This is a genomic window from Streptococcus oralis subsp. oralis (genome assembly GCF_002096435.1).
GTDB lineage: Bacteria > Bacillota > Bacilli > Lactobacillales > Streptococcaceae > Streptococcus > Streptococcus oralis_AA.
In genome coordinates this window covers 216,685-239,445 of sequence record NZ_NCUI01000025.1, presented here as the reverse complement: position 1 = coordinate 239,445, position 22,761 = coordinate 216,685, and the positions used below count along the sequence as shown (strand labels likewise).

21 protein-coding genes are annotated in these 22,761 nt (G+C 39.5%); 5 read left to right on the top strand and 16 right to left on the bottom strand.

Annotation, left to right across the window (positions count from 1 at the left end; translation table 11 throughout):
- Window positions 1–15: 15 nt before the first annotated feature.
- The 16 genes from B7723_RS07500 to leuS form a co-directional block, all read right to left on the bottom strand.
- Window positions 16–1,869, bottom strand: coding sequence for a proline--tRNA ligase (locus B7723_RS07500; protein WP_084849980.1), 1,854 nt, complete (start codon window positions 1,867–1,869; stop codon window positions 16–18).
- A gap of 16 nt (window positions 1,870–1,885) precedes the next feature.
- Window positions 1,886–3,142 carry an RIP metalloprotease RseP gene (rseP, locus tag B7723_RS07495; protein WP_044021445.1) on the bottom strand — a complete coding sequence of 419 codons (1,257 nt, stop codon included), beginning with the start codon at window positions 3,140–3,142 and terminating at the stop codon, window positions 1,886–1,888.
- 15 nt (window positions 3,143–3,157) lie between these two features.
- Entirely contained in the window at window positions 3,158–3,961 is an 804-nt protein-coding gene (locus B7723_RS07490) for a phosphatidate cytidylyltransferase (RefSeq protein WP_084849981.1), read from the bottom strand.
- 8 nt (window positions 3,962–3,969) lie between these two features.
- Window positions 3,970–4,728 carry an isoprenyl transferase gene (locus B7723_RS07485; RefSeq protein WP_000466705.1) on the bottom strand — a complete coding sequence of 253 codons (759 nt, stop codon included), beginning with the start codon at window positions 4,726–4,728 and terminating at the stop codon, window positions 3,970–3,972.
- Between the two features lie 206 nt (window positions 4,729–4,934).
- Window positions 4,935–5,519 carry a nucleotidyltransferase family protein gene (locus tag B7723_RS07480; protein WP_084849982.1) on the bottom strand — a complete coding sequence of 195 codons (585 nt, stop codon included), beginning with the start codon at window positions 5,517–5,519 and terminating at the stop codon, window positions 4,935–4,937.
- Window positions 5,500–6,498, bottom strand: coding sequence for a Holliday junction branch migration DNA helicase RuvB (ruvB, locus tag B7723_RS07475; RefSeq protein ID WP_016893669.1), 999 nt, complete (start codon window positions 6,496–6,498; stop codon window positions 5,500–5,502). Before ruvB ends, B7723_RS07480 begins: the two co-directional genes overlap by 20 nt.
- A 486-nt stretch (window positions 6,499–6,984) precedes the next feature.
- Entirely contained in the window at window positions 6,985–7,401 is a 417-nt protein-coding gene (locus B7723_RS07470) for a GNAT family N-acetyltransferase (protein WP_084849983.1), read from the bottom strand.
- Window positions 7,402–7,412: 11 nt separating this feature from the next.
- Complete coding sequence (locus B7723_RS07465) at window positions 7,413–8,108, bottom strand: GNAT family N-acetyltransferase (protein ID WP_084849984.1); 696 nt, start codon at window positions 8,106–8,108, stop codon at window positions 7,413–7,415.
- Between the two features lie 93 nt (window positions 8,109–8,201).
- Complete coding sequence (locus B7723_RS07460; RefSeq protein WP_000825486.1) at window positions 8,202–8,621, bottom strand: DUF3021 domain-containing protein; 420 nt, start codon at window positions 8,619–8,621, stop codon at window positions 8,202–8,204.
- A 9-nt stretch (window positions 8,622–8,630) separates the two neighbouring features.
- On the bottom strand, window positions 8,631–9,086 hold the full coding sequence (locus B7723_RS07455) for a LytTR family DNA-binding domain-containing protein (RefSeq protein ID WP_000701942.1): 456 nt from the start codon (window positions 9,084–9,086) through the stop codon (window positions 8,631–8,633).
- 18 nt (window positions 9,087–9,104) lie between these two features.
- Window positions 9,105–9,947: an ABC transporter permease gene (locus tag B7723_RS07450; protein ID WP_000880496.1), complete on the bottom strand. Its 843-nt coding sequence runs from the start codon at window positions 9,945–9,947 to the stop codon at window positions 9,105–9,107.
- Window positions 9,947–10,813: an ABC transporter ATP-binding protein gene (locus B7723_RS07445; RefSeq protein WP_084849985.1), complete on the bottom strand. Its 867-nt coding sequence runs from the start codon at window positions 10,811–10,813 to the stop codon at window positions 9,947–9,949. The genes B7723_RS07450 and B7723_RS07445 overlap by 1 nt, the downstream gene beginning before the upstream one ends.
- Before the next feature lie 494 nt (window positions 10,814–11,307).
- A complete protein-coding gene (locus tag B7723_RS07440; RefSeq protein WP_042902989.1) occupies window positions 11,308–11,721 on the bottom strand; it encodes a YjdF family protein in 414 nt (137 codons plus the stop codon).
- A gap of 139 nt (window positions 11,722–11,860) precedes the next feature.
- Entirely contained in the window at window positions 11,861–13,093 is a 1,233-nt protein-coding gene (locus tag B7723_RS07435) for an acyl-CoA thioesterase/BAAT N-terminal domain-containing protein (protein ID WP_070696006.1), read from the bottom strand.
- Window positions 13,094–13,148: 55 nt separating this feature from the next.
- Window positions 13,149–13,604, bottom strand: a complete 456-nt coding sequence (locus B7723_RS07430; RefSeq protein ID WP_070696004.1) for a MarR family winged helix-turn-helix transcriptional regulator — start codon at window positions 13,602–13,604, stop codon at window positions 13,149–13,151.
- 175 nt (window positions 13,605–13,779) lie between these two features.
- Window positions 13,780–16,281, bottom strand: coding sequence for a leucine--tRNA ligase (gene leuS / locus B7723_RS07425; protein WP_084849986.1), 2,502 nt, complete (start codon window positions 16,279–16,281; stop codon window positions 13,780–13,782).
- A gap of 148 nt (window positions 16,282–16,429) precedes the next feature.
- Between leuS and B7723_RS07420 the strand changes: the two genes are divergently transcribed.
- The 5 genes from B7723_RS07420 to B7723_RS07400 all read left to right on the top strand — a co-directional run bounded on the left by B7723_RS07420 (window position 16,430) and on the right by B7723_RS07400 (window position 22,755).
- Window positions 16,430–18,079 (top strand): sensor histidine kinase, encoded by a 1,650-nt coding sequence (locus tag B7723_RS07420; RefSeq protein WP_084849987.1) that lies wholly within the window; start codon window positions 16,430–16,432, stop codon window positions 18,077–18,079.
- Complete coding sequence (locus B7723_RS07415) at window positions 18,072–18,842, top strand: response regulator transcription factor (RefSeq protein WP_084849988.1); 771 nt, start codon at window positions 18,072–18,074, stop codon at window positions 18,840–18,842. Before B7723_RS07420 ends, B7723_RS07415 begins: the two co-directional genes overlap by 8 nt.
- A gap of 114 nt (window positions 18,843–18,956) precedes the next feature.
- On the top strand, window positions 18,957–20,003 hold the full coding sequence (locus tag B7723_RS07410) for an ABC transporter substrate-binding protein (RefSeq protein ID WP_049520525.1): 1,047 nt from the start codon (window positions 18,957–18,959) through the stop codon (window positions 20,001–20,003).
- Window positions 20,004–20,015: 12 nt separating this feature from the next.
- Window positions 20,016–21,107 (top strand): ABC transporter ATP-binding protein, encoded by a 1,092-nt coding sequence (locus B7723_RS07405; protein ID WP_049520526.1) that lies wholly within the window; start codon window positions 20,016–20,018, stop codon window positions 21,105–21,107.
- The gene (locus B7723_RS07400; protein WP_049520527.1) at window positions 21,097–22,755 is read left to right on the top strand and encodes an ABC transporter permease; all 1,659 of its coding nucleotides are present in this window, start codon (window positions 21,097–21,099) and stop codon (window positions 22,753–22,755) included. The genes B7723_RS07405 and B7723_RS07400 overlap by 11 nt, the downstream gene beginning before the upstream one ends.
- The last annotated feature ends 6 nt before the right edge of the window (window positions 22,756–22,761 follow it).

Sequence of the window (22,761 nt, the reverse complement as noted above, 5' to 3'; positions counted from 1 at the left end):
TTCTGATTAAAGTTTTTATTTCTTGCTTAGGATTTCAAGGGTTTCGAGCAAGTTGTCTGCGTGAACTTCGATTGTGTCACCAGTTGCCTTGATCTTAACTTCCACGATACCATCAGCTGCTTTCTTCCCAACAGTGATACGGATTGGCAGACCAATCAAGTCGCTATCGCTGAATTTAACACCGACACGTTCGTTACGGTCATCTGTCAAGACTTCGTAACCAGCCTCCATTAAGTTGGCTTCTAATTTTTCTGTCAAGGCTTGCGCTTCTTCATCTTTAACATTAACAGTAATCAAATGCACATCAAATGGCGCCAATTCTTTAGGAAAGTTAACTCCCCAAGCGTAACGGTATTCACCTTTTGGCGTTTTATTGACAAAGAGGCGAGCGTGTTGCTCTATAACGGCTGAAAGGAGACGACTGACACCGATACCGTAACAACCCATGATGATTGGCACAGCACGGCCATTCTCGTCCAAAACATCTGCACCCATGCTTGCTGAGTAGCGAGTTCCGAGTTTGAAAATATGACCGATCTCAATACCACGCGCGAAGTTTAGAACACCTTGTCCGTCTGGTGAAATTTCACCCTCACGAACTTCGCGGATATCCACGTATTCTGCAGTAAAATCACGACCTGGGTTCACACCCGTCAAGTGGTAGCCATCTTCGTTGGCACCCACAACAGCATTGCGAACATCTTGCACCTTGCGGTCTGCAATGATTTTCACATTTTCTGGCAAACCAACTGGTCCAAGCGAACCAAAGCCAGCTGGGATAACATTTGCTACTTCTTCCTCGCTCGTAACATCAAAGAAATCTGCACCCAAGTGGTTTTTCAACTTGACTTCATTGAGTTGGTCATTTCCAACTAGAAGGGCTGCAACAAGCTCACCATCTGCCATGTAGAAGAGAGTTTTAATCGTTTGCTCTTCTGGCACATTAAGGAAGGCTGCCACTTCATCGATGGATTTAACACCTGGAGTTTCCACTCTAGTCACTTCTTCTTCCGCAACGACACGGTTGCTTGGCTTGTACTCGTTTGTTGCCATTTCTAAGTTAGCCGCATAGCTAGACTCACTTGAGTAGGCAATAGTGTCTTCACCAGAAACCATCCATTTGAGCAATTCTGCCTTGATTTCTTCTTGCACTTCTACAGGAATTTCATCAAATGAGGCAACTGACTTGTCTAAGACAACCCAGCGGTCGAGGTCTGTACGGGCTGGTGTGATGGCCATAAATTCTTGGCTATCCTTACCACCCATGGCGCCACCATCACCGATGATGGCCTTGAAGTCCAAACCACTACGAGTGAAGATACGTTCATAGGCTGCCTTGTACTCGTCATAAGTCACATCCAAACTATCGTAATTAGCATGGAAACTATAGCCGTCTTTCATGATAAATTCACGCGTACGGAGAAGTCCGTTACGTGGACGTTTTTCATCACGGTATTTCGGTTGGATTTGGTAAAGGTTGAGTGGCAATTGCTTGTAAGATTTCACAGAGTCACGAACAATAGCTGTAAAAGTTTCTTCGTGTGTCGGACCTAAGATAAAGTCTGACTTTTCACGGTTTTTCAGTTTATAAAGGTCTTCACCATAGGTTTCATAACGACCTGATTCACGCCAAAGATCAGCACTGAGAAGTGCAGGAGCCAACATCTCCACCGCACCAATCTTATCAAACTCTTGGCGCATGATATTCTTAGCCTTTTCAATCACACGGTTAGCGAGTGGTAGGTAAGAATATACACCGGCAGAAACTTGACGAACATAACCAGCACGCAACATAAGGGCGTGGCTGATAACTTGAGCATCGCTTGGCATTTCGCGAAGCGTTGGGATTAGCATTTTACTTTGTTTCATAATATTCCTCGATTATCTAAAAGAAGAGTCGCATAATGTCATTCCAGGTCACAGCTAGCATCAAGACAACCATGATAACTACACCAGCCATGGTGACATAGGTTTCAATTTCTTGTTTAAGGGGTTTCCGGCGGATAGCCTCTAGGATATTGAGCACAATCTTTCCACCATCCAAAGCCGGGATAGGAATCAAGTTAAAAATCCCGATATTGATGGAAATCATAGCTAGGAAATAGAGGACATTCTCAAGACCATTTTTAGCAGCATCGCTACTTGCCTTAAAAATGGCAACGGGACCACCGAGTTTGTTCAAATCTGGATGGAAAATCAAGTTTTTCAGAGCCGAAAGGATACGGAGCCCCGAGTCAGCAGCTGTCGTAAATCCACCAACAAACATGGATAGAAAGTCTGACTTGACCCCCGGTTGAACCCCAAGAATATAACGTCCTTGATTTTCTTCTGGAGTCACAGTGACTTGTTTTTCGCTACCATTTTCAGAAATGGTCACATCCAAGGTCGGGGCGGTCTTGTCCTTGGTATCTGCTTCCACAGCCTGGGTCAAATCTTGCCAATTTTTAACCTCATGCGAGCCGACCTTGGTAATTTGAGCGGTCTCAGCTACACCTACCTTAGCCAAAGCTCCCTCTGGCATGACATGAAAGAGATTGGTCTGAGTATCTCTAACACCGCCTTGCAAAAAGATCAAGATCCAAAAAACAACAACTCCTAAGATAAAGTTATTCATGGGACCTGCAAAGTTGGTGATGAGCTTGCCCCAGATAGAAGCATTTTGATACTGTACATCCAAAGGAGCGATGCGCACTTCGGTTCCATCTGCCTCAACAACCGTTGCATCATGATCCACTGCAAAAGTCTTTTCTTCTTCCAAGACCAAGCCTTTAATGAAGAGCTTGTCTTCAAAGTCAAACTGGGTTACCTGCATAGGGAGAGCCGTTTGATCCAGTTTCTTCCCTGAGAGGTTAATCCGTTTGACCTTACCATCGTCGGCAAGTGTTAAACTGACCGGAGTTCCTGTCTTAATTTCTGTCGTATCATCACCCCAGCCTGCCATACGAACATAGCCTCCTAGAGGAAGAATTCGAATGGTATAAGCCGTGCCATCCTTACCGATATGGGAAAAAATCTTGGGCCCCATACCAATGGCAAATTCACGAACTAAAATGCCTGATTTCTTGGCAAAATAAAAATGTCCAAACTCATGCACCACCACAATAATCCCAAAAACGAGGATAAAGGTTAGCAATCCAATCATTCAATATTCCTTTCTTTAAAACAGGCCAAATAAGTGCATCATTGGAAACACAATCAGCATGCTGTCAAAGCGATCCAACACACCGCCATGTCCAGGGATAAATTTTCCAGAATCCTTAACACCGAAATGGCGTTTCATGGCACTCTCAATCAAGTCACCAAACTGACCTGCCACACTGAAGAAGGCAGCAAAGAGACTCATTCTATAAATCCCATAAGGAAGAGCAACTGTGCTGTCCACTAACATGAAAACTACTGTTATCAGTACCGCACCTAGAATACCACCGACAAAGCCCTCAATACTCTTATTAGGAGAAACTCTTGGTGCCAACTTATGTTTACCAAAATTCATCCCTGTCAGGTAGGCTGCGCTATCTGTCGCCCAAACGATAAAAAGGGCCAAAAGTACCTTGTCAAAACCTGCCACCCGAGCATCTAGTAAGGCATTGAAGCCAAAACCAACATAAAAGCTCACAGCAATTGGAAAAGCGGCATCTTCAATCGTATAGTTTTTACTGAAGACGGTCGTCCCTAGCATTATGGTAATCAAAACACTGTAGGCAACCACATTCCCATCAACAGGCAAAAAAGTTAGGTAATTTTCTAAAGGAACTGTGAGAGCGAAGGTCGCAAAAAGAGTCAAAGCACCCTCAATGGTCATAGTCTTTAGCCCCTTCATGTGCAAGAGTTCATGGACACCTAGCATCGCTAACAAGCCAATCCCTATCTGCAACAGGAGCCCTCCCGAAAACAAGACTGGAAGGAAAATCGCCAGGGCCAATACCGCAAACAATGTTCTCTTTTGTAAATCCTTGGTCATATCTTCTCCTAAACTCCTCCAAAACGGCGATTGCGATGGTTAAAAGCAGCAATAGCTTCCTGCAAGGCGGCTTCATCAAAATCAGGCCACAAGGTATCCGTAAAGTAAAGCTCACTATAGGCTGCTTGCCATGGCAAGAAATTACTCAAACGCAACTCACCACTCGTACGGATAATCAAATCCGGATCCCGCAAATCCTTTGGCAGGTGTTGCGTGAAAAGATAGTCCCCAATCATATCTTCTGTGATATCACCAGGGTTGATTTTAGCATCTAGAACATCTTGAGCCAAGCCCTTAAGAGCCTGCGTAATTTCAGCACGACCACCATAATTGAGCGCAAAATTGAGAATCAAACCCGTATTGTTCTTGGTCAACTCCTCTGCTTTTTTCAAAGCTTCAAAAGTCGGCTTAGGCAAACGGTCCGTCTCTCCAATCATCTGAATCTTAACGTTATTTGCATGCAATTCAGGAACGTAGTTGTCATAAAACTCAACGGGCAAGTTCATGATAAACTTGACTTCTTGATCTGGGCGTGTCCAATTTTCTGTTGAAAAGGCATAAACCGTGATGACCTTAACTCCCATCTTGTTAGCCGCCTTGGTCACTTTTTGGAGGGCTTCCATCCCCGCCTTATGACCAAAAACCCGTGGTTGCATCCGTTTTTTTGCCCAACGACCATTCCCATCCATGATGATGCCAATATGAGCAGGAACCTGTGTTGGAACCTCGACTTCTACAGCTTTATCTTTCTTAAAAAATCCAAACATGTTCTTATTCCTATTCAAAAATCTATCGTTTCATTATACCATATTTCCCTATTTTCTTCTATTGCTAAGTTATTAGCTCTCCGTACAGACAAAAAATAAGCCGCCTGATTGGGCGACTTAATTTTATAGGGAGATTATTATGAAAAAGTTTTAGGAGTTTAAGTTAAGTTCCTCTTAACTTATGAACCTAGTATACCGTCCCTAACTTAAATTTTTCTTAAGTTTTTTGAGAAAGTTAGATTTTTCCATTTTTCTTGCCAATTTTTCTTGGACAAGCGTTCTTGATAGAGTTTCATTCGGTCCTCATTCTCTAAAAAATGAGGAGTTGGGAATACCTGAAAATTCAAAATATCCTCTAGACCATAGGGCGCAAAGAGCTCTATAGTTGCGTCGGCATGCAAGCGGAGTCCTATCGCTGTACAGCGTTCGGGATACTTACTCATGGCATCACGAGAACTCGTGTAAAGCGCAGTGTGGGGACTGTGCAGATGCATATAGACCTGATTTTTCAACTCCCACTGATACTGAGGAAAATCTTCTCTCAGCTTTTTCTCTAGGGATACTGTTTCCTCATAAGAAACATCTGAATCAAAGAAAATCACATCCACATCCGTCTCACTATCAAAAGGCGATTTGTCTGACAAGAGATTCCAGATGAAATTCCTGACAGAACCTGCTGCCAACCACGAGTCTTTCAGATCAAGATCACGAATGATGGTCAGAATGGTCATCATATCTGGATTTCCTCTGAAAGCATCTAGAATTTCTTGCTCATTTTTCACTGTATTCATAACCTAAATGCTCATATGCCTTAGCAGTTGCCACCCGTCCAGAACGAGTTCGCATGATGAAACCTTTCTGAATCAGGTAAGGTTCGTACATATCTTCGACTGTCTCACGCTCCTCGGCAATATTAACAGAAAGAGTTCCTAAACCGACAGGACCACCACCGTACATCTCAATCATGGTGCGAAGGATTTTTTGGTCTACATAGTCCAAACCTTCACGGTCTACATCCAGCATGGTCAAAGCCTTATCCGTAATCACATCATCAATCAAGCCATCCCCCATAATCTGGGCAAAGTCGCGCACGCGCTTGAGGAGACGATTGGCGATACGAGGAGTTCCTCGACTGCGTAAGGCCAACTCTGAAGCTGCCTCATGAGTGATTTCCATCTCAAAAATATCTGCCGTCCGCTCAACAATCTCTGTCAAGTCAGCGTGGGCATAGTATTCCATATGACCTGTAATCCCAAAACGTGCCCGCAGAGGATTTGAGAGCATCCCCGCACGTGTCGTTGCACCAATCAAGGTGAAAGGTGGCAAGTCCAAATGGACACTGCGACTGCCTTCACCAGCACCAATCATGATATCAATGTAGAAGTCCTCCATGGCACTATAAAGTACCTCTTCTACCGACATGGGCAAGCGATGAATCTCGTCGATAAAGAGGACGTCTCCCGGCTCCAAATCATTCAAAATCGCTACCAAGTCACCTGCTTTTTCAATGACAGGACCAGACGTTTGCTTGAGATTGACCCCCAGTTCATTGGCAATAACAAAGGCCATGGTTGTTTTCCCGAGACCTGGAGGACCAAATAAAAGAACATGGTCCAGCGCCTCATCCCGCATTTTTGCTGCCTCAATAAAGATTTGCAGCTGGTCCTTGACCTTATCCTGTCCAATATATTCACGTAAATATTGGGGACGGAGGGTACGTTCTACTAACTCCTCATCCCCCATGATCTCATTGTCTAAAATTCTACTCATGGCTCTATTATATCAAAAATCCAAGCCACAAACAAAAAAGCCACCTGATTGGGTGGCTTCTTTAGGGAGATTATTATGAAAAAGAAAAGTTTAGGATTTCATTAAATAAAGTTAGGAGGTCTTTATTTAATAACTATATGATACAAGATGAATCTTAAAGCTAACTTAACTTTTTCTCTGATTTATCATTTTTTAAAAAATTTTTTTCAAATGGATTTTTCCTCTCCAAATCATAAAAAAGCCACCTGATAGGGTGACTTCTTTAGGAGATTATGATGAAAAAGAAAAGTTTGGGATTTCATTAAATAAAGGGTACTCAATGAAAATCGGAATCAGACTAGGCAGATAGGCGCAAGCATAACTATAGTTAGCTAAGTCGACTCTAACAAAGGTTGATGAGATTTTCGAAGAGTATTAGGAGGTCTTTATTTAATAACTATATAATACACAAGGAGACTTAAATTTTACTTAAGAAAAAATATTTTTTTATCTTTTTCGATCCACCCAAATCATGCCTGTACAATCATAAGTAGATAAGGTTTCAAATCCCAGAGAACGATAGAATTCCAAGGTTTTTTCTGTCTGTTCGGTCACTAGTTGGACTTGATAGGCATCTTTGTAATCACCTAAAGCCTCTTTCATTAAGGCACTGCCAATCCCTTGGCGCTGATAGCTAGGCAAAACGATCAAATCCTGGACAAAAATCGATGAAAAACCATCTCCAACCAAACGGACCAAGCCCACCACGGCATCGCCATCAAGTGCTATATAAATCGCTAATGAGTGAGACAAGGCTTTCTTCAACATCTGAGGTTGATGTGTATAATTTATCCATCCAACTGCCTGATAGAGATGCAAAACATCCTCTAGCTTGACAATTTCTTGCCTTCTAATAGTCATCATCTCAATACCTCTCAGAATTCTCTCAAGCTCTTGTACTGTCGTCCATTTTTATCAAAATTTTCAGGAGTCAACCATGTTTCTAAACGAGCTTTGACTTGAGGCCAGTCCTTATCAATCATAGACAACCAATCCGTATCTCTCGTACGCCCCTTATAAACAACTGCCTGGCGGAAGGTTCCTTCATAGACAAATCCCAAACGCTCCGCAGCTCGTCTGGATGGCAGATTAAGAGCATCACACTTCCATTCGTAGCGACGATAGTTAAGCTCCTCAAAAACATATCGCGCTAGGAGATACTGAGCCTCTGTCCCTATACGTGTTCCCCTGAGCTCTGGAGAAAAAGTGACTGCGCCCACTTCTATTACTCGGTTATTCTGGTCAATGCGCATGAGAGAAAAAGTCCCTAAAGCCTTACCAGTTGCCTTGTCTATAATCACGTAGTAAAAACGGTCCTTACGAGCCAACATCTGATTTAAGACGGTAACCAACTCCTCCATATCTGCCACTGGTTCCTGAAAGAGATAGGTCCACATCTCCCGAGGCGTATCTGAACCATAAACAGCTAATAAATCCTCTGCATGCTTTTCTACCGAAAGAGCCTCTATCCGAGCGTAGCGCCCTTCTAAGAAATCAATGGAAGGCAATTCACCAGATGTATAACCTTCCATTGACTCACCAATTATCTGACCATATTCATTTACTGGCATTGTTTTCTCCTTGTTTTAGGCTGAAAATACTATATCATAATTTGCTCTATATGGAAACTAGCACTCTCCTCAAACCTCATCCTCAACACTACATTAGTGATTCGTTTTCTTTCTTTTATCTTCTAAGGCTTGATTAATTCGTTGGGTGAGTTTGTGAGTTTGCCAGATCTGGTACAACCATATCAGTCCATAAATTAATAAGAAAAAGAACCAAAGCAAGGGACTCAACAATGCTGAACCCCAGCCAAAAAATAGGTAGGTTAATACTAAAATAGTAGCTGTCGCTAACAAATGAACTCCTACACGCATACTATAAGCAAGAAACTCTAGTCTTTCAAGGATTAAAGTCAATACCCCCATAATTCCACTCATCAAAAACAAAGCTAGAATATTTTTTGTCGTTGGTGCGGGATAGGTAATACCTGAATAAAACTGAGCCAATAACACCAAACTCAAATAAACAAAGGAGGCCGTACGCATTCCTGATACAAAATAAGCAATCAATCGCTTCATGATTTTCTCCTATAAACCTAGATAATCCATTAAGGACTTAACGTATTTCCGACTCACACTCGATTTGAGACCCCGAGTCATCTTAGCCATCATGTTCCCTGAAAAGCTATCCGATAATGACTCTAAATGGTCAATGTTTATAACTGAATGACGTGATATCTGTATAAAGTTACGCCGGTTAATCCGATTCTGAAAGTTTGTCAATGTTTCCTTAGTTTTATAAATCCCGTCTACTGTATAAATGGTCAACAAATTTTTATCGATATCTGCTAGAATAAGATCCTCAATTTTCACCATAACCAGATGATCATCCGTTCGAATAGGAACGACCACCTGATTGGTCGTTGAAAATTGTTCTAAATACTCCATGACCTCTCTTGCTTGGTCGGTTAACTGAGCTGCCTGAATTAAAATGTGTGGGTCTTTTTCTGAAAACTCTGTCTTCATTTCAAAACGAATCTTCATTTTCTCTCCAATACATCTTTATTTTCTCTTGCTAAACACTTTAACAAATAAAAGCCAAAGAAAAATAGCGATGAGACTGATAATAACCACTATAAAGTATGTTTCTTCCTTTGTCAATAGTTCTTGCCAGTTGATTTGGATTCCCATTTTTTCTTGAAATTCCTGTAACAGACTGTTATTTCCTGAAAATGCGGTCTCTAACCGCTCTTTCATCAAGACTTGTCGATAGAGAGAAGCAATATAAGTTGCAGGGGTACATTTCATGAAAAGCTGTGCAGAATCAGGTGATACTCCAATGGGGATATAAGTTCCTACTAAAAATCCAGAAGCAGTTCCCACTATCGTTGCTAGTTTACCAAGGCTATCTACAGATTGAAAACGGTAAATCAAGAGAACATTTACCAGACTTGAAAGCAGACTGCTTAACAACATAATCAAAGCGATTTCCGGTAAATAGCTGATAACTGGGCTCTCTTTAAAATAAAAACTCATAACAGCATACATAAACACCTGCATGACAAAAGAAATGACAATACTACTGATTAGATAGGACGCCTGTAAGGCCCAGTTACCTAAATCTGTCAAGAAAAGATCTTGATCCACTTGATTTTCGCGGTCCTGAACCATTTGTTTAAGAGCTGTAAAACTGGTTGTCATCCCAGTCACAGCCAATGTCCCACCCATCAGCCAGTTATTTAAAAGGTTCGTACTATTAGGGAGTTGGGACCAAGAATCCGTCAAATTCTTCTGCAAAAAAATAATATAAAGGAGGAAGGAAATCAATGCCCCCAATAATGAGAAAAATACCCCCGAACGATTACGAAAATATAAGATAAAATTCCGTTTCAATAAAGCTAACATTAGCGAACCTCTCTTCCTGTAAGTGCAATAAAGGCATCATCCATAGTACCCGGACGAAACTCAAAAGAATCAATTTCTTCTCGAACTTTTGCCAAATATTCAATGGCCTCCTGTGACGTCCTTGGATAAAAAAGATATTCCATCTCATTTTCTTCCTCGACTGTCATTCCAGTCTGTCGCAATTTTTCTAGATCCTTCATTTCCTTAAAACGAATTTTTAGGATATTAGATGCATACTGGCTTTTAATAGCAGTCGCAGAACCTTGCGCAATCACTTTCCCATGATCAACGATATAGATCTGATCCGCTTCATCTGCTTCATCCAGATAATGAGTCGTTAAGATAATAGTCATCCCTTCATCCTTTTGTAGTCGATACAGTAGATCCCAGATGGATTTGCGAGTTTGAATATCAAGACCTGTCGTTGGTTCATCCAAGAAAAGAATATCTGGTCGCGAAAGAAGAGCACGCGCAATATCAACCCGACGTTTTTGCCCACCTGACAAAGTCCCATATAGTTGTTTCTGGAAAGCAGTCAAACCCAGTTGATGAATCAAATCATCCACACGACTTTCCGCAATCTCCTTATACTGTTGAGCACGAATCGTGAGATTTTCCCTAACCGTCAACATCTCATCCAGTACACTAGCTTGAAAAACCACTCCGATTTTCGTATTTGGCGCATATCGAATCTGACCTTGTGTCGGCTTTTTCAAACCGATTAACATGGAAATGGTGGTTGATTTCCCTGCACCATTGGGTCCCAAAATAGCATTGAAACTTCCTTTTTCAAACTCTAACTGGATATCGTCGACAGCCATATGATTGCCGTACCGTTTAGTCAAATGTTTAGCTTGTAAAATCATATTTTTTCCTCCTCTTTACCACACTAGTTTAACAAAAAGTATGAAAGAAAAATCGACTTTTGAGATAAGCAGTTAAAATGAAAGGCCAAGTGGTAAAATAATGGGGGTTAAATTAAAGTAGAGCAGGCTTATTTTTCTCCTATCGAATCACTAGAGGAAGTTTAAAATCACTTACAACCACACATTATATTTTTAAACATGTGCTATAAAAGAGGTGTTTTATAGCATCTGGCAGAAAAATCCAGGAGTCAATAGTATTGTTCTCGCTAAACCAAACAATAAAAAATGAATCAGAAATAATGGCACACACTCCCTTCTAGTAAAATGAAAATGCTGAATGGGGCAGGATTGAATTTGAAGCAAGCAAGTATGGTCCTAAATTTGAAACTGCCATTAACGATAAGTCTATCTATTAGGAAAGAAATCTTCAATACAAGCAAAAACAGCTCTTGTTATCCAAGAAGAGCTGTTCTTTTTTATGAAAGAGAGAGTCACTAGTGACCCTTGTGCTTCTCTCTACGTTTTTGCTGTTTGCGTTCAAATTTCTCTTGCTTGAGCAATTGCTTTTGGAGACTAGACTGTTGTTTTGAATACTTTTTTCGTTCGTCATACTGCAACTGCAAGAGCTCTTGTGACTTAGAAGAAACTTTCTGCTTCACCTGTTTCTTTACAGCTCGCTGCAGACGCTTCGGATTCTTAATCTTCACATGCTGTTTGACTGTTGCCTCTGGACTAAAAGACAACCGAACAAACTGAGTCTGTAAAAGTTTCAAAATTTCATCCTCTTTTGGTTCCTGACCAAATGTCACTCGACAAACTTGATAAGTTCCCTCGTACTCTTGTTCAAACAATCCATGCCAAAAACCATCTTCAAAATAAACTGTCAAGCCAATTGAAACGATTTCCATGACAGCACCTCCTTAAATCTATCCCTAAGAATGGACAACCAAGGAGGAAGGTTACTGATAGGCTTGCCTACGTCTGGACTACCAACCAGAACTGTGTTTTTATCTTAGTTGGAACTATTATAGCACGGTTCAGCACTATCTACAAATTTTTCAGATGTGTATCAAAAAAATTTATCGTAGCAAACCATGAGTCTACACTTTCTTTCATTAATAATCGCCAATCTTTTCGATAACGATGATTTGGTTGATACGCAATCGTCAACATATGCCCTGTTTCATGGTATTTTTTAAACAAAATGGATTCCCCTTTATAGTGTGAAATAATATCATCTATCGCGGATGATGCATTCCATATTTCATCAACATCGCTTCCTAGCAATAATAAAGGAGAGGCAATTTTACTCACATCAATCTGAGCCCTACTATCTTCAGGAATATGTTTTCCAAAAAACTTGTTTAACAAATAATTTCCTAGTTGAAATTTTTGATACGGAAGTTCTTTTTGCAAATATGTCCAAGAAGATGAATGAGAGTTGAGTTTTCCCTTTATTCCCTCAAATATTATATTTGAGGGGGAATTGAGTACCAAACATTGCACATCATCCAAAATACTTTGTCCAGCCAGAACAAGCTCTGCTCCTTTAGAACGACCATATATTCCTATTTTTGTATTATCAACTTGAGGATGATGATATAGAAAATCTTTCGCTTCCTCCAGACATTCTATCGGAATTCGTTCTAAATTTTGGGGTAACCCCTCTAAACCAAAATAAGCTATCGCAAGACAAATATAGCCTCTAGAAGATAAAAGTTGGGCAATGTTCTGAGCTTTTTCAATTCTTCCCTCACTACCACTAACAATAATCACGGCCGGCGCCTTTCTTAACTTTTCATCATAAAATAATCGACCTTGAAAATGCTTATCATAAATATCTTGATACCTTATTCCCAGATTCATATAACGCCTTACAAAACTTTTCTCCGCGACCACATCTTTCCCCATCTTGATTTTAATTTTAACACCAAAACGATCTCGCAATGGAATTCTATCAAGAGAACTCGGTAATCTCCTTCTCCTATTCTTCATCGGTTTCGCATTAAAGAATAATCCCATTTCTGAAATCCCTTTATAAGATCCCGAAATAGATGCTGTCTGAGAGGTATCAATCATACCGTCCTGATCAGATAAAAAAATTGCGGTTGATTTCCATATAACATCATGATCTAAAAGTAAGGGAGCATTTATACAGTAATAATCAGACAGGTACATTTCCACACAATACATTGTCCTTGGTTCTAAACCATTGATAGTAATAGAAAAAGATTCATCCGCTAAATCTGTTTGTGAAATCAGTTCTATGTTTACAGTCATATCTTCTCCTTTTGTTAATATACTTAACAACTAAAATTAAAATTTACCGCGACTTTTACCACGGTAATTCTCCCCACACCTTTTCAATGTCATCCATCAATTTCACAACTGTTTGAAGTTCCCCCTCGCTATAGTTGTTTAAAACTGAAAAGATTGATTTTTCAATATATGCTTGTTGCTCCTTATGGATTTTAAAAACTTCGATGCCTTTTTCAGATAATCTCAAATATTTATTTTTCCCATTATTCGAATCAAAATCAAAAAAAACTAAATTTTTTTGAATCAATCTTCTAACACTTTGAGTTATTGCACTTCTCGAAACTTCTAATAATTCAGATAATTTTACTAGATTTAAGGGCTGATTTTTCCCAATCACAACAATCAAATGTACCTCATTCAACGTAATAGATTTGTCAACAACACTTTTATGTTGATTTTTTTTTAACTGTTCAAACGCTAAAATAAACCTGTTGAAACGATTATTAAATGTAATAAATTCTTTTTTATCCATAATCTCTCTTTTCTTTGTTAATCATATTAACAAAATAGAAACTTCTTGTCAAATAAAAATCCTCCAGATTCTACTCTGAAGGATTTCTATCTTATTTCAAAACGATATTAACGAGTTTAGTTGGCTCAAACAGTTTGGGGAACTGTTTGAGGTTGGAAATCAGCAAATAAATTGGTTATTTCACAACAATATTAACCAATTTATTCGGTACCGCAATCACTTTCACGATTTCCTTACCGTCAATCTCCGCTTTGACTTTTTCGTCAGCGAGAGCAATTTCTTGTAATTCTTCGCGTGAGAGGTCTTTAGCGACCATGAGTTTGGCACGAACTTTTCCTTTAATTTGGACGACGATTTCGATTTCGTCTTCAACCAATTTGCTTTCGTCCCAAATTGGCCAAGCTACATAAGAGATGGGCTCACCTGTTGCAGCAACAGTTTGCCAGAGTTCTTCTGCCAAGTGAGGTGCAAATGGGGCAATCAATTGGATAAAGCCTTTGGCGTAGTCCACATAGAGTTTGTCTTCCTTATTAGCAGCGTTGACAAAGACCATAAGTTGGGCAATGGCTGTGTTGAATTTCATGGATTCGATTTGCTCAGTAACAGATTTAACTGTTTCATTGTAGACCTTGTCAAGAGCGCCATTATTTTCCGCAGCGATTTCTTTACTTGTAATCAAACGGTAAACACGGTCAAGGAATTTACGGCTTCCTTCCAGACCTTCTTCTGACCAAGCGATGGAAGCGTCAAGTGGCCCCATGAACATTTCATAAACACGAAGGGTATCAGCACCATATTGTTCCACCACATCGTCTGGGTTGACAACGTTCTTGAGCGATTTAGACATCTTGGCTGGTGCTTGCTCCAACTCTTCTCCTGTTTCCACATGGAAGAAAGAACCGTCACGTTTTTCAACCTTATCAGTCGCTACAAGAGCTCCACGGTGGTCACGGTAGCTTGTTCCCAAAATCATTCCTTGGTTAAAGAGTTTTTGGAATGGCTCCTTAGTCGGAACAACACCGAGGTCATAGAGGAATTTATGCCAGAAACGAGCGTAAAGCAAGTGAAGTACAGCGTGCTCCGCACCACCCACGTAGATATCCACTGGCAACCATTGTTTGAGGAGATCCTCGTCGGCCAATTTTTCTGTGTTGTGTGGGTCGATATAGCGGAGATAGTACCAACTTGAACCTGCCCATTGTGGCATAGTGTTTGTTTCACGACGACCTTTGACACCATCTTCACGCGTCACTTCAAGCCAGTCGGTCAAGTTAGCCAATGGGCTTTCCCCAGTACCTGAAGGACGGATATCCTTGGTGACTGGCAAGACAAGTGGGAGTTCACTTTCAGGAACAGCTGTTGAAGTCCCATCTTCCCAATGAATGATTGGGATTGGCTCACCCCAGTAACGTTGACGGCTAAAGAGCCAGTCGCGGAGACGGTAGGTAACCTTCTCTTGTCCACAACCCTTCTCTTCCAACCAAGCCACAATTTTAGCAATAGCGTCTTCTTTGTTAAGGCCATCTAGGAAGTCTGAATTGACATGAAGACCATCTTCAGTATAGGCAGCTTCTTCAACGTTTCCACCTTCTAGCACTTCTACGATTGGTAGGCCAAATTGTTTGGCAAATTCCCAGTCACGTTGGTCATGGGCAGGAACAGCCATTACCGCACCTGTACCATAGCTAGCAAGAACATAGTCCGCAATCCAGATTGGAATTTCCTTGCCATTGACAGGGTTAATGGCATAAGCACCAGTCCATACACCAGTTTTTTCTTTGGCTAGGTCGGTACGAGCCAAGTCAGACTTGAGACTAGCTTGGTGTTTGTAGTCTGCAACTGCGTCAGCTTGCTCTGGACTTGTGATAGCGTCAACCAAGTCATGCTCAGGAGCCAAGACAGTGAAAGTAGCACCGAAAAGAGTGTCCGGACGAGTCGTAAAGACTGTGAATTCCTTGTCTGTTCCCTTAACTTTAAAGGTTACATTGGCACCAGTTGATTTACCAATCCAGTTGCGTTGCATATCCTTGATAGATTCTGGCCAATCCAACTCATCCAAGTCATTAAGCAATCGCTCTGCATAGGCCGTGATTTTAAGCATCCATTGACGCATCGGTTTGCGGACAACTGGATAGCCTCCACGCTCAGAGGTCCCGTCAGGAAGGACTTCTTCATTAGCGATGGCTGTTCCCAACTCTTCAACCCAGTTTACAGGGACTTCAGCTTCATAGGCTAAGCCTTTTTCGTAAAGCTTAGTGAAGATCCACTGAGTCCACTTGTAGTAGTTTGGATCTGTTGTATTAACTTCACGATCCCAGTCGTAAGAGAAGCCAAGCGCATTAATTTGGCGTTTGAAGTTGGCAATATTTTCTGCTGTGAATTCTGCCGGGTCATTTCCTGTGTCCATAGCGTACTGCTCAGCTGGCAAACCAAAGGCATCCCATCCCATTGGGTGAAGAACGTTGTAGCCTTGCGCACGTTTGTAACGGCTGAGGATATCGGTTGCTGTGTAACCTTCTGGGTGTCCTACGTGCAATCCAGCTCCTGAAGGATATGGGAACATGTCCAGAGCATAGAACTTCGGTTTTGAGACATCTGTTCCTGTCTTAAATGTATGATGTTTCGCCCAGTAGCCCTGCCACTTAGGCTCAATTTCTTTATGATTGTAAAAACTCATGGTCTCTCTCCAATTTTGTGATGTTACTATTATACCATTTTTGGGGGAATTTGGTCTCGTTCTATTCTACACTTTTCTATTTTACCTTGCTCTAGAATTTTTAAACTGCTATACTTATAACAGAAACCCCTTCTAAAGGAGGTAACGGATGTCTCATTCCTTTAAAAGATCTCTTCAAAAAGAAATTCTACATAGAAGCTCCATAGCAGCTTTTATATCTTCTCTTTTATTACTAATTTTTCTTTTTGGGTTTTCCTATTTTTTACAAAAACAACAACTAGCTAAAGATACTCAACAAATTGCTCAACATGTTCATGACATGAAACAAGCGAATTATGAATTGTTGGAAACTATGAATAAAAAAATGGTTCCAGAATTTATAGAAGGTAAACACACTGACAGGGAATTATTTAGTCTATTTTATGAAACAAAAGCTCAACTAAAACTCAGTTCTGATTTTGTCATTCTCGATGATACTGGCGAACTTTTATTTAGCACTAATCGCAATCATAAAGAAACTCTTTTAGCTCCCTATTATTTAAAATTATTAATTCAAAATCCTACCCAAGGATCCATTTCAGAGAAAGTTGCTCTATCTATGGATAAGCAGCATTATGCTGTCTTTATTATGCCCATAATTCAAAATCAACGAGCAATAGCTTACAGTATTTCTTTTGTTAATGAGAATGACTTCGTATCAAGTATCCCTTTAATTAATTCAAAATACGTCATCACAGATACCTTTGGTAATATATACTCTAGTAATACTAATCAATTTACACAATCAACTCTGGAAAAATTTGATGAGAAATCTCTCCATTCAAAAACACATTGGTTCGTTGAAAATCCAATTTTGATTGAAAAGCGTAAAGTTGATTCAATTTTTTCAATTTACACTTTCCAATCATTCTTTCCTATTCCTAGCTTACTTAGTCTTGCTTCCATACTAACACTTTGTATCTTTCTATTATATTTTTGGCAGGCTAGGAGAATTGCCCATAAAATCGCAACCCATAATGCTGGTCCTATTGAAAGTTTAGTCTTTCAATTACATGAAATTCCTAAGAAAAAAGAAAAGAAACTTACTCTCCATACTGAGGATGAATTTGAACTGATAGCTGAGAAAATTAACGATATGCTACAGGAGTTGGACGAACTTCATCAAAAGATGTTGACCATTGAAAAGGAAAAATGGGTTTTTGAAAGAAAAATGCTAGAAGCTCAGTTTAATCCTCACTTCCTATACAATACCTTGGAAACTATTAAAATCACGAGTATGATTGATGCTAGTATTACACAAGACCTTATTCAAAATCTAACACGCATCCTGCGATACAGCGTGACTGAATTAGAAAAAGAAACGACTCTTGGGAAGGACTTAGAAATTATCGAAGCATATCTAAAGATTCATCAGATTCGCTTTGAACAATTTTCTTATCATATTGACTATTCTCAAAAACTATATTCACAAGTCATCCCAAAACTTTTCCTATTACCGCTTGTAGAAAATGCTCTAAAATACGGAAGGCAGTATCGTATAGATCTTTCCATCTCTATCAAAATCACTCAGAATCAGGAAGAGCTAACCTTTATCATTATGGATAATGCCGGTGGTTTAACTAAACAAGAACGCCTACATATCCTAGAATCCCTGAACAGTCCACATACTCAACACGGTATTGTCAATAGTTACAAACGATTGAATAACTTCTTTGAAAATGTCGAATTGGATTTAGGAGTAAATCCTAAAGGTGAAACGTTTGTTAAATTTGTCACGAAAGGAAGAACACATGTTTAAGCTAATCATTGTCGAAGACGAGCACTTAATTCGAAAATGGCTTGAGATTGCTGTAGACTACTCTACCTTAGGTATTCAAGTCGTAGGAACCGCTAGTCATGGACAAGAAGGAATGGAACTAATTCAAAAACTAAAACCACATATTGTACTGACAGATATCACCATGCCTATCATGGATGCCTTCATGATGTTTGAAGCCACACAGTCTATTTCCTATGAAAAAGTAATCCTATCTGGCTATGATGATTTCCAAAATGCAAAAAAAGCTATGCAATTTGGAGCTGTAGATTTTCTATCAAAACCCATAAATATCATAGAATTAACAGAATGTCTAGAGAAAATAATTCTTCGCCTTCAAATGGATCAACATCAAAACAAGCCATTTTTACAAGATTATCAGATTTTTGTCACCTCTCTTCAAAAAATCAATCCTCAAAACCAACTGATTCAACAAATTCTCGAATTTATACACCAGCACTACTCCGAACACTTTACTATTTCTACTATTGCAGAAAATTTAGGCTATAGCGAAAGTTATCTATATAAAGTTATCAAAGAAGATTTTCCAATTACCTTGAATGAATATATCCTACAGTATAGATTAAAACAAGCAGTTGAAAAAATAATCCAACATCCTGACTATCCACTTAGCCAAATTGCTGAACAAGTGGGGTTCTCAGACTATAAATATTTTGGGAAAGTTTTTAAGAAATACTTTCATATTTCCCCAAAAGAATTAAAAACCATTGGAAGAATAGTATAAAAACTATTCTTCTTTTTTGTAGAGAATTTTCCACTATTAGGATAGAATTTTGAGTTTTAAAAACGCTTACATTCTTTTACAATAGATATAACAAAAACTTTGGAGGTATCCATCATGAAAAAGAAATGGATGTATTTTGCTGCTTGTGGACTTGCTATTCTAGGACTGACTGCCTGCTCTTCTGACGACACTTCAGGAGATAAGGCAACCGAAAACGGTGGAAGTGACACTCTGGTAGTCTATTCGCCAAACTCAGAAGGCTTAATTGGTGCGACAATTCCTGCTTTTGAAGAAAAATATGGTATTAAAGTTGAACTCATTCAAGCAGGAACTGGTGAGCTCTTTAAAAAGCTAGAGTCTGAAAAAGAAGCACCTGTAGCAGATGTCATATTTGGTGGTTCCTATACTCAATATGCCACTCACGGAGAACTCTTTGAAAATTACGTTTCTCCAGAAAACGAAAATGTAATCAAAGAATATCAAAATACAACCGGTTACTCAACTCCTTACACATTAGACGGTAGTGTATTAATTGTAAATCCTGATTTGACTAAGGGTATGAATATCGAAGGATATAGCGATCTTATCAAACCAGAGCTCAAAGGAAAAATTGCAACAGCTGACCCTGCTAACTCTTCTAGTGCTTTTGCTCAACTAACAAACATGTTACAAGCTGAGGGGGGATATGCAGATGACAAGGCTTGGACTTATGTAAAAGATCTCTTCACATTAATTAATGGTAAAATCGGTTCAAGTTCATCTGGTGTTTATAAAGCAGTGGCAGATGGAGAAATGGCTGTTGGTCTTTCATATGAAGATCCTGCAGTTAAACTTTTAAACGACGGTGCTAACATTAAAGTTGTTTATCCAAAAGAAGGAACTGTTTTCTTACCAGCGAGTGCTGCTATTATAAAAAACGCAAAAAACAAAGAAAATGCTAAGAAATTTATCGATTTCATCATTTCTCAAGACGTACAAGATACTCTAGGTACTACAACTACTAACCGTCCTGTTCGTAAAAATGCTAAAACTAGCGAAAATATGAAACCAATCGAACAAATCAAAGTACTAACTGAAGACTATGACTATGTCATCAAAAACAAATCAGAAATTGTTAAGAAATACAACGAAATCTTTACAGATATCCAATCTAAACAGTAATAGGGGTTGACTATGAGCGAGATTAAAATTATTAATGCTAAGAAAATTTACAATGATGTGCCCGTTATCGAAAATTTAAATGTTACAATTCCTAAGGGAAGCCTTTTCACTCTCCTTGGGCCTTCAGGATGCGGGAAAACAACTTTGCTTCGTATGATTGCTGGGTTCAACAGCATCGAAGGAGGAGAATTCTACTTCGATGATACCAAAATTAATAACATGGAACCTAGCAAGCGTAACATCGGAATGGTGTTCCAAAACTATGCGATTTTCCCACATTTGACAGTGCGTGATAACGTAGCGTTTGGACTCAAGCAGAAAAAAGTTCCAAAAGAGGAGCTCATAAAACAAACTAACAAATACCTTGAGTTGATGCAGATTGCTCAGTACGCTGATCGTAGACCAGATAAACTTAGTGGTGGTCAACAACAACGGGTTGCCTTAGCACGCGCTTTAGCTGTTAATCCTAGCGTTCTCCTTATGGATGAACCTCTAAGTAACCTAGATGCCAAACTTCGCTTAGATATGCGTCAAGCTATCCGAGAAATCCAACACGAAGTTGGTATTACAACTGTCTACGTAACTCATGACCAAGAAGAAGCCATGGCCATTTCTGACCAAATTGCTGTTATGAAAGACGGTGTTATTCAACAAATTGGTCGTCCCAAAGAGCTTTACCATAAACCAGCAAATGAATTTGTTGCAACATTTATTGGTAGAACAAATATAATCCCTGCTCGTCTAGAAAAACAAGCTGACGGAGCTTACATAGTCTTTGAAGACGGCTATTCTCTTCGTATGCCAACTCTTGATCAAGTTGACGAGCAAAACATCCGTGTTAGCATTCGTCCTGAAGAATTTATCCGTGATGAAAATGGTCCAATCAATGGAACAATCACTGACAGTGTTTACCTTGGGCTTAACACTGAATACTTCATTGAAACTGGATTTGCTCCAAAACTTCAAGTAAGTGAAGAATCAACATTCGAAGAAGATTTAGAAAAAGGAGATTGTGTTCGTTTGAGAATCAATACTCAAAAACTCAATGTCTTCTCTGAAGACGGTTCGCGAAATCTCATAAAAGGAGTCAGCCATGGAGCGTAAAAAACTAAACATATGGACTGGATCTTCCTTCTTCATTTTCCTTACCTACTTGGTTTTCTTGGTCTACCCAATTGTGACTGTACTAAAGCAAGCACTGGTAAATGAAGGTAGCTTCTCTTTAGAAAATTTTGTTACATTCTTTAGCAAATCTTATTATTCTGAGACACTCATTAATAGTTTTAAAGTTTCTGTAACTGCAACAATTACTTCTGTCGTTGTTGGTACCTTGCTAGCTTATCTATTTTCAATGTATGACTTCAAGGGGAAGAAATTTTTGCAAATCTTGATTATCATCGCATCCATGTCAGCTCCCTTTGTAGGTGCCTATTCTTGGATTCTACTTCTTGGTAGAAACGGAGTTATTACAAAATTTCTAACCAACACACTCCATTTGCCCGCTTTTGATATCTATGGCTTTAAAGGTATTGTACTTGTCTTTACACTCCAACTTTTCCCACTCGTTTTCCTTTACGTAGCTGGAACCATGAAGAGTATTGACAACTCCCTCTTGGAAGCTGCTGAAAGCATGGGATCTTTCGGCTTTAAACGAATTGTAACAGTCGTTTTACCTCTTCTAGTCCCAACTTTACTAGCAGCAGCGCTCCTAGTGTTTATGAGAGCTTTCTCAGACTTCGGTACTCCGATGCTGATTGGTGAGGGATATCGTACTTTCCCAGTATTAATCTATACTCAGTTTATCAGTGAAGTTGGAGGCAACTCGGCTTTCGCATCTGCCTTAGCAATCATGGCCATTACAATCGCCCTTGCTATCTTCCTCATCCAAAAGTATATTTCAAATCGTTTCAGCTTCAGTATGAACTCGCTTCATCCAATCGAACCTAAGAAAACGACAAAAGGAAAGATGGCTGCTATTTATGTAACTGTTTATGGTATTATTATATTCTCTGTCTTACCTCAAGTTTACTTGATTTATACATCATTCCTTAAAACATCAGGTATGGTATTTGTTAATGGATACTCATTAAATAGCTATAAAACAGCCTTCAACCGTATGGGGTCTGCTATTTTCAATACCATTCGCATCCCTCTACTTGCCTTGATTCTCGTTGTTTTATTTGCAACCTTCATCTCATACCTTGCTGTTCGTAAACGCAACCTATTTACGAATCTAATCGATAGTCTTAGTATGGTACCTTATATCGTACCAGGAACTGTTCTCGGTATTGCATTTATCTCTTCATTCAATACAGGAATCTTCGGAAGTGGCTTCCTTATGATTACAGGAACAGCCTTTATCCTGATCATGTCCTTATCTGTTAGAAGACTCCCATATACTATTCGATCTTCAGTAGCTAGCTTGCAACAAATTTCTCCGAGCATTGAAGAAGCTGCAGAAAGTTTAGGAAGTAGTCGTCTTAATACCTTTACTAAAATCACCACCCCAATGATGCTTTCAGGTATCATCTCAGGGGCAATCCTATCATGGGTAACGATGATTTCAGAACTTTCTACTTCAATTCTCTTATACAATGTTAAGACTAGAACAATGACTGTAGCTATCTACACTGAAGTACTTCGTGGAAATTATGGCGTGGCGGCTGCTTTGTCAACTATCCTCACTGTCTTGACAGTTACTTCATTATTACTATTTATGAAAATTTCTAAAAACAATAGCATTACCCTCTAGTTTTCC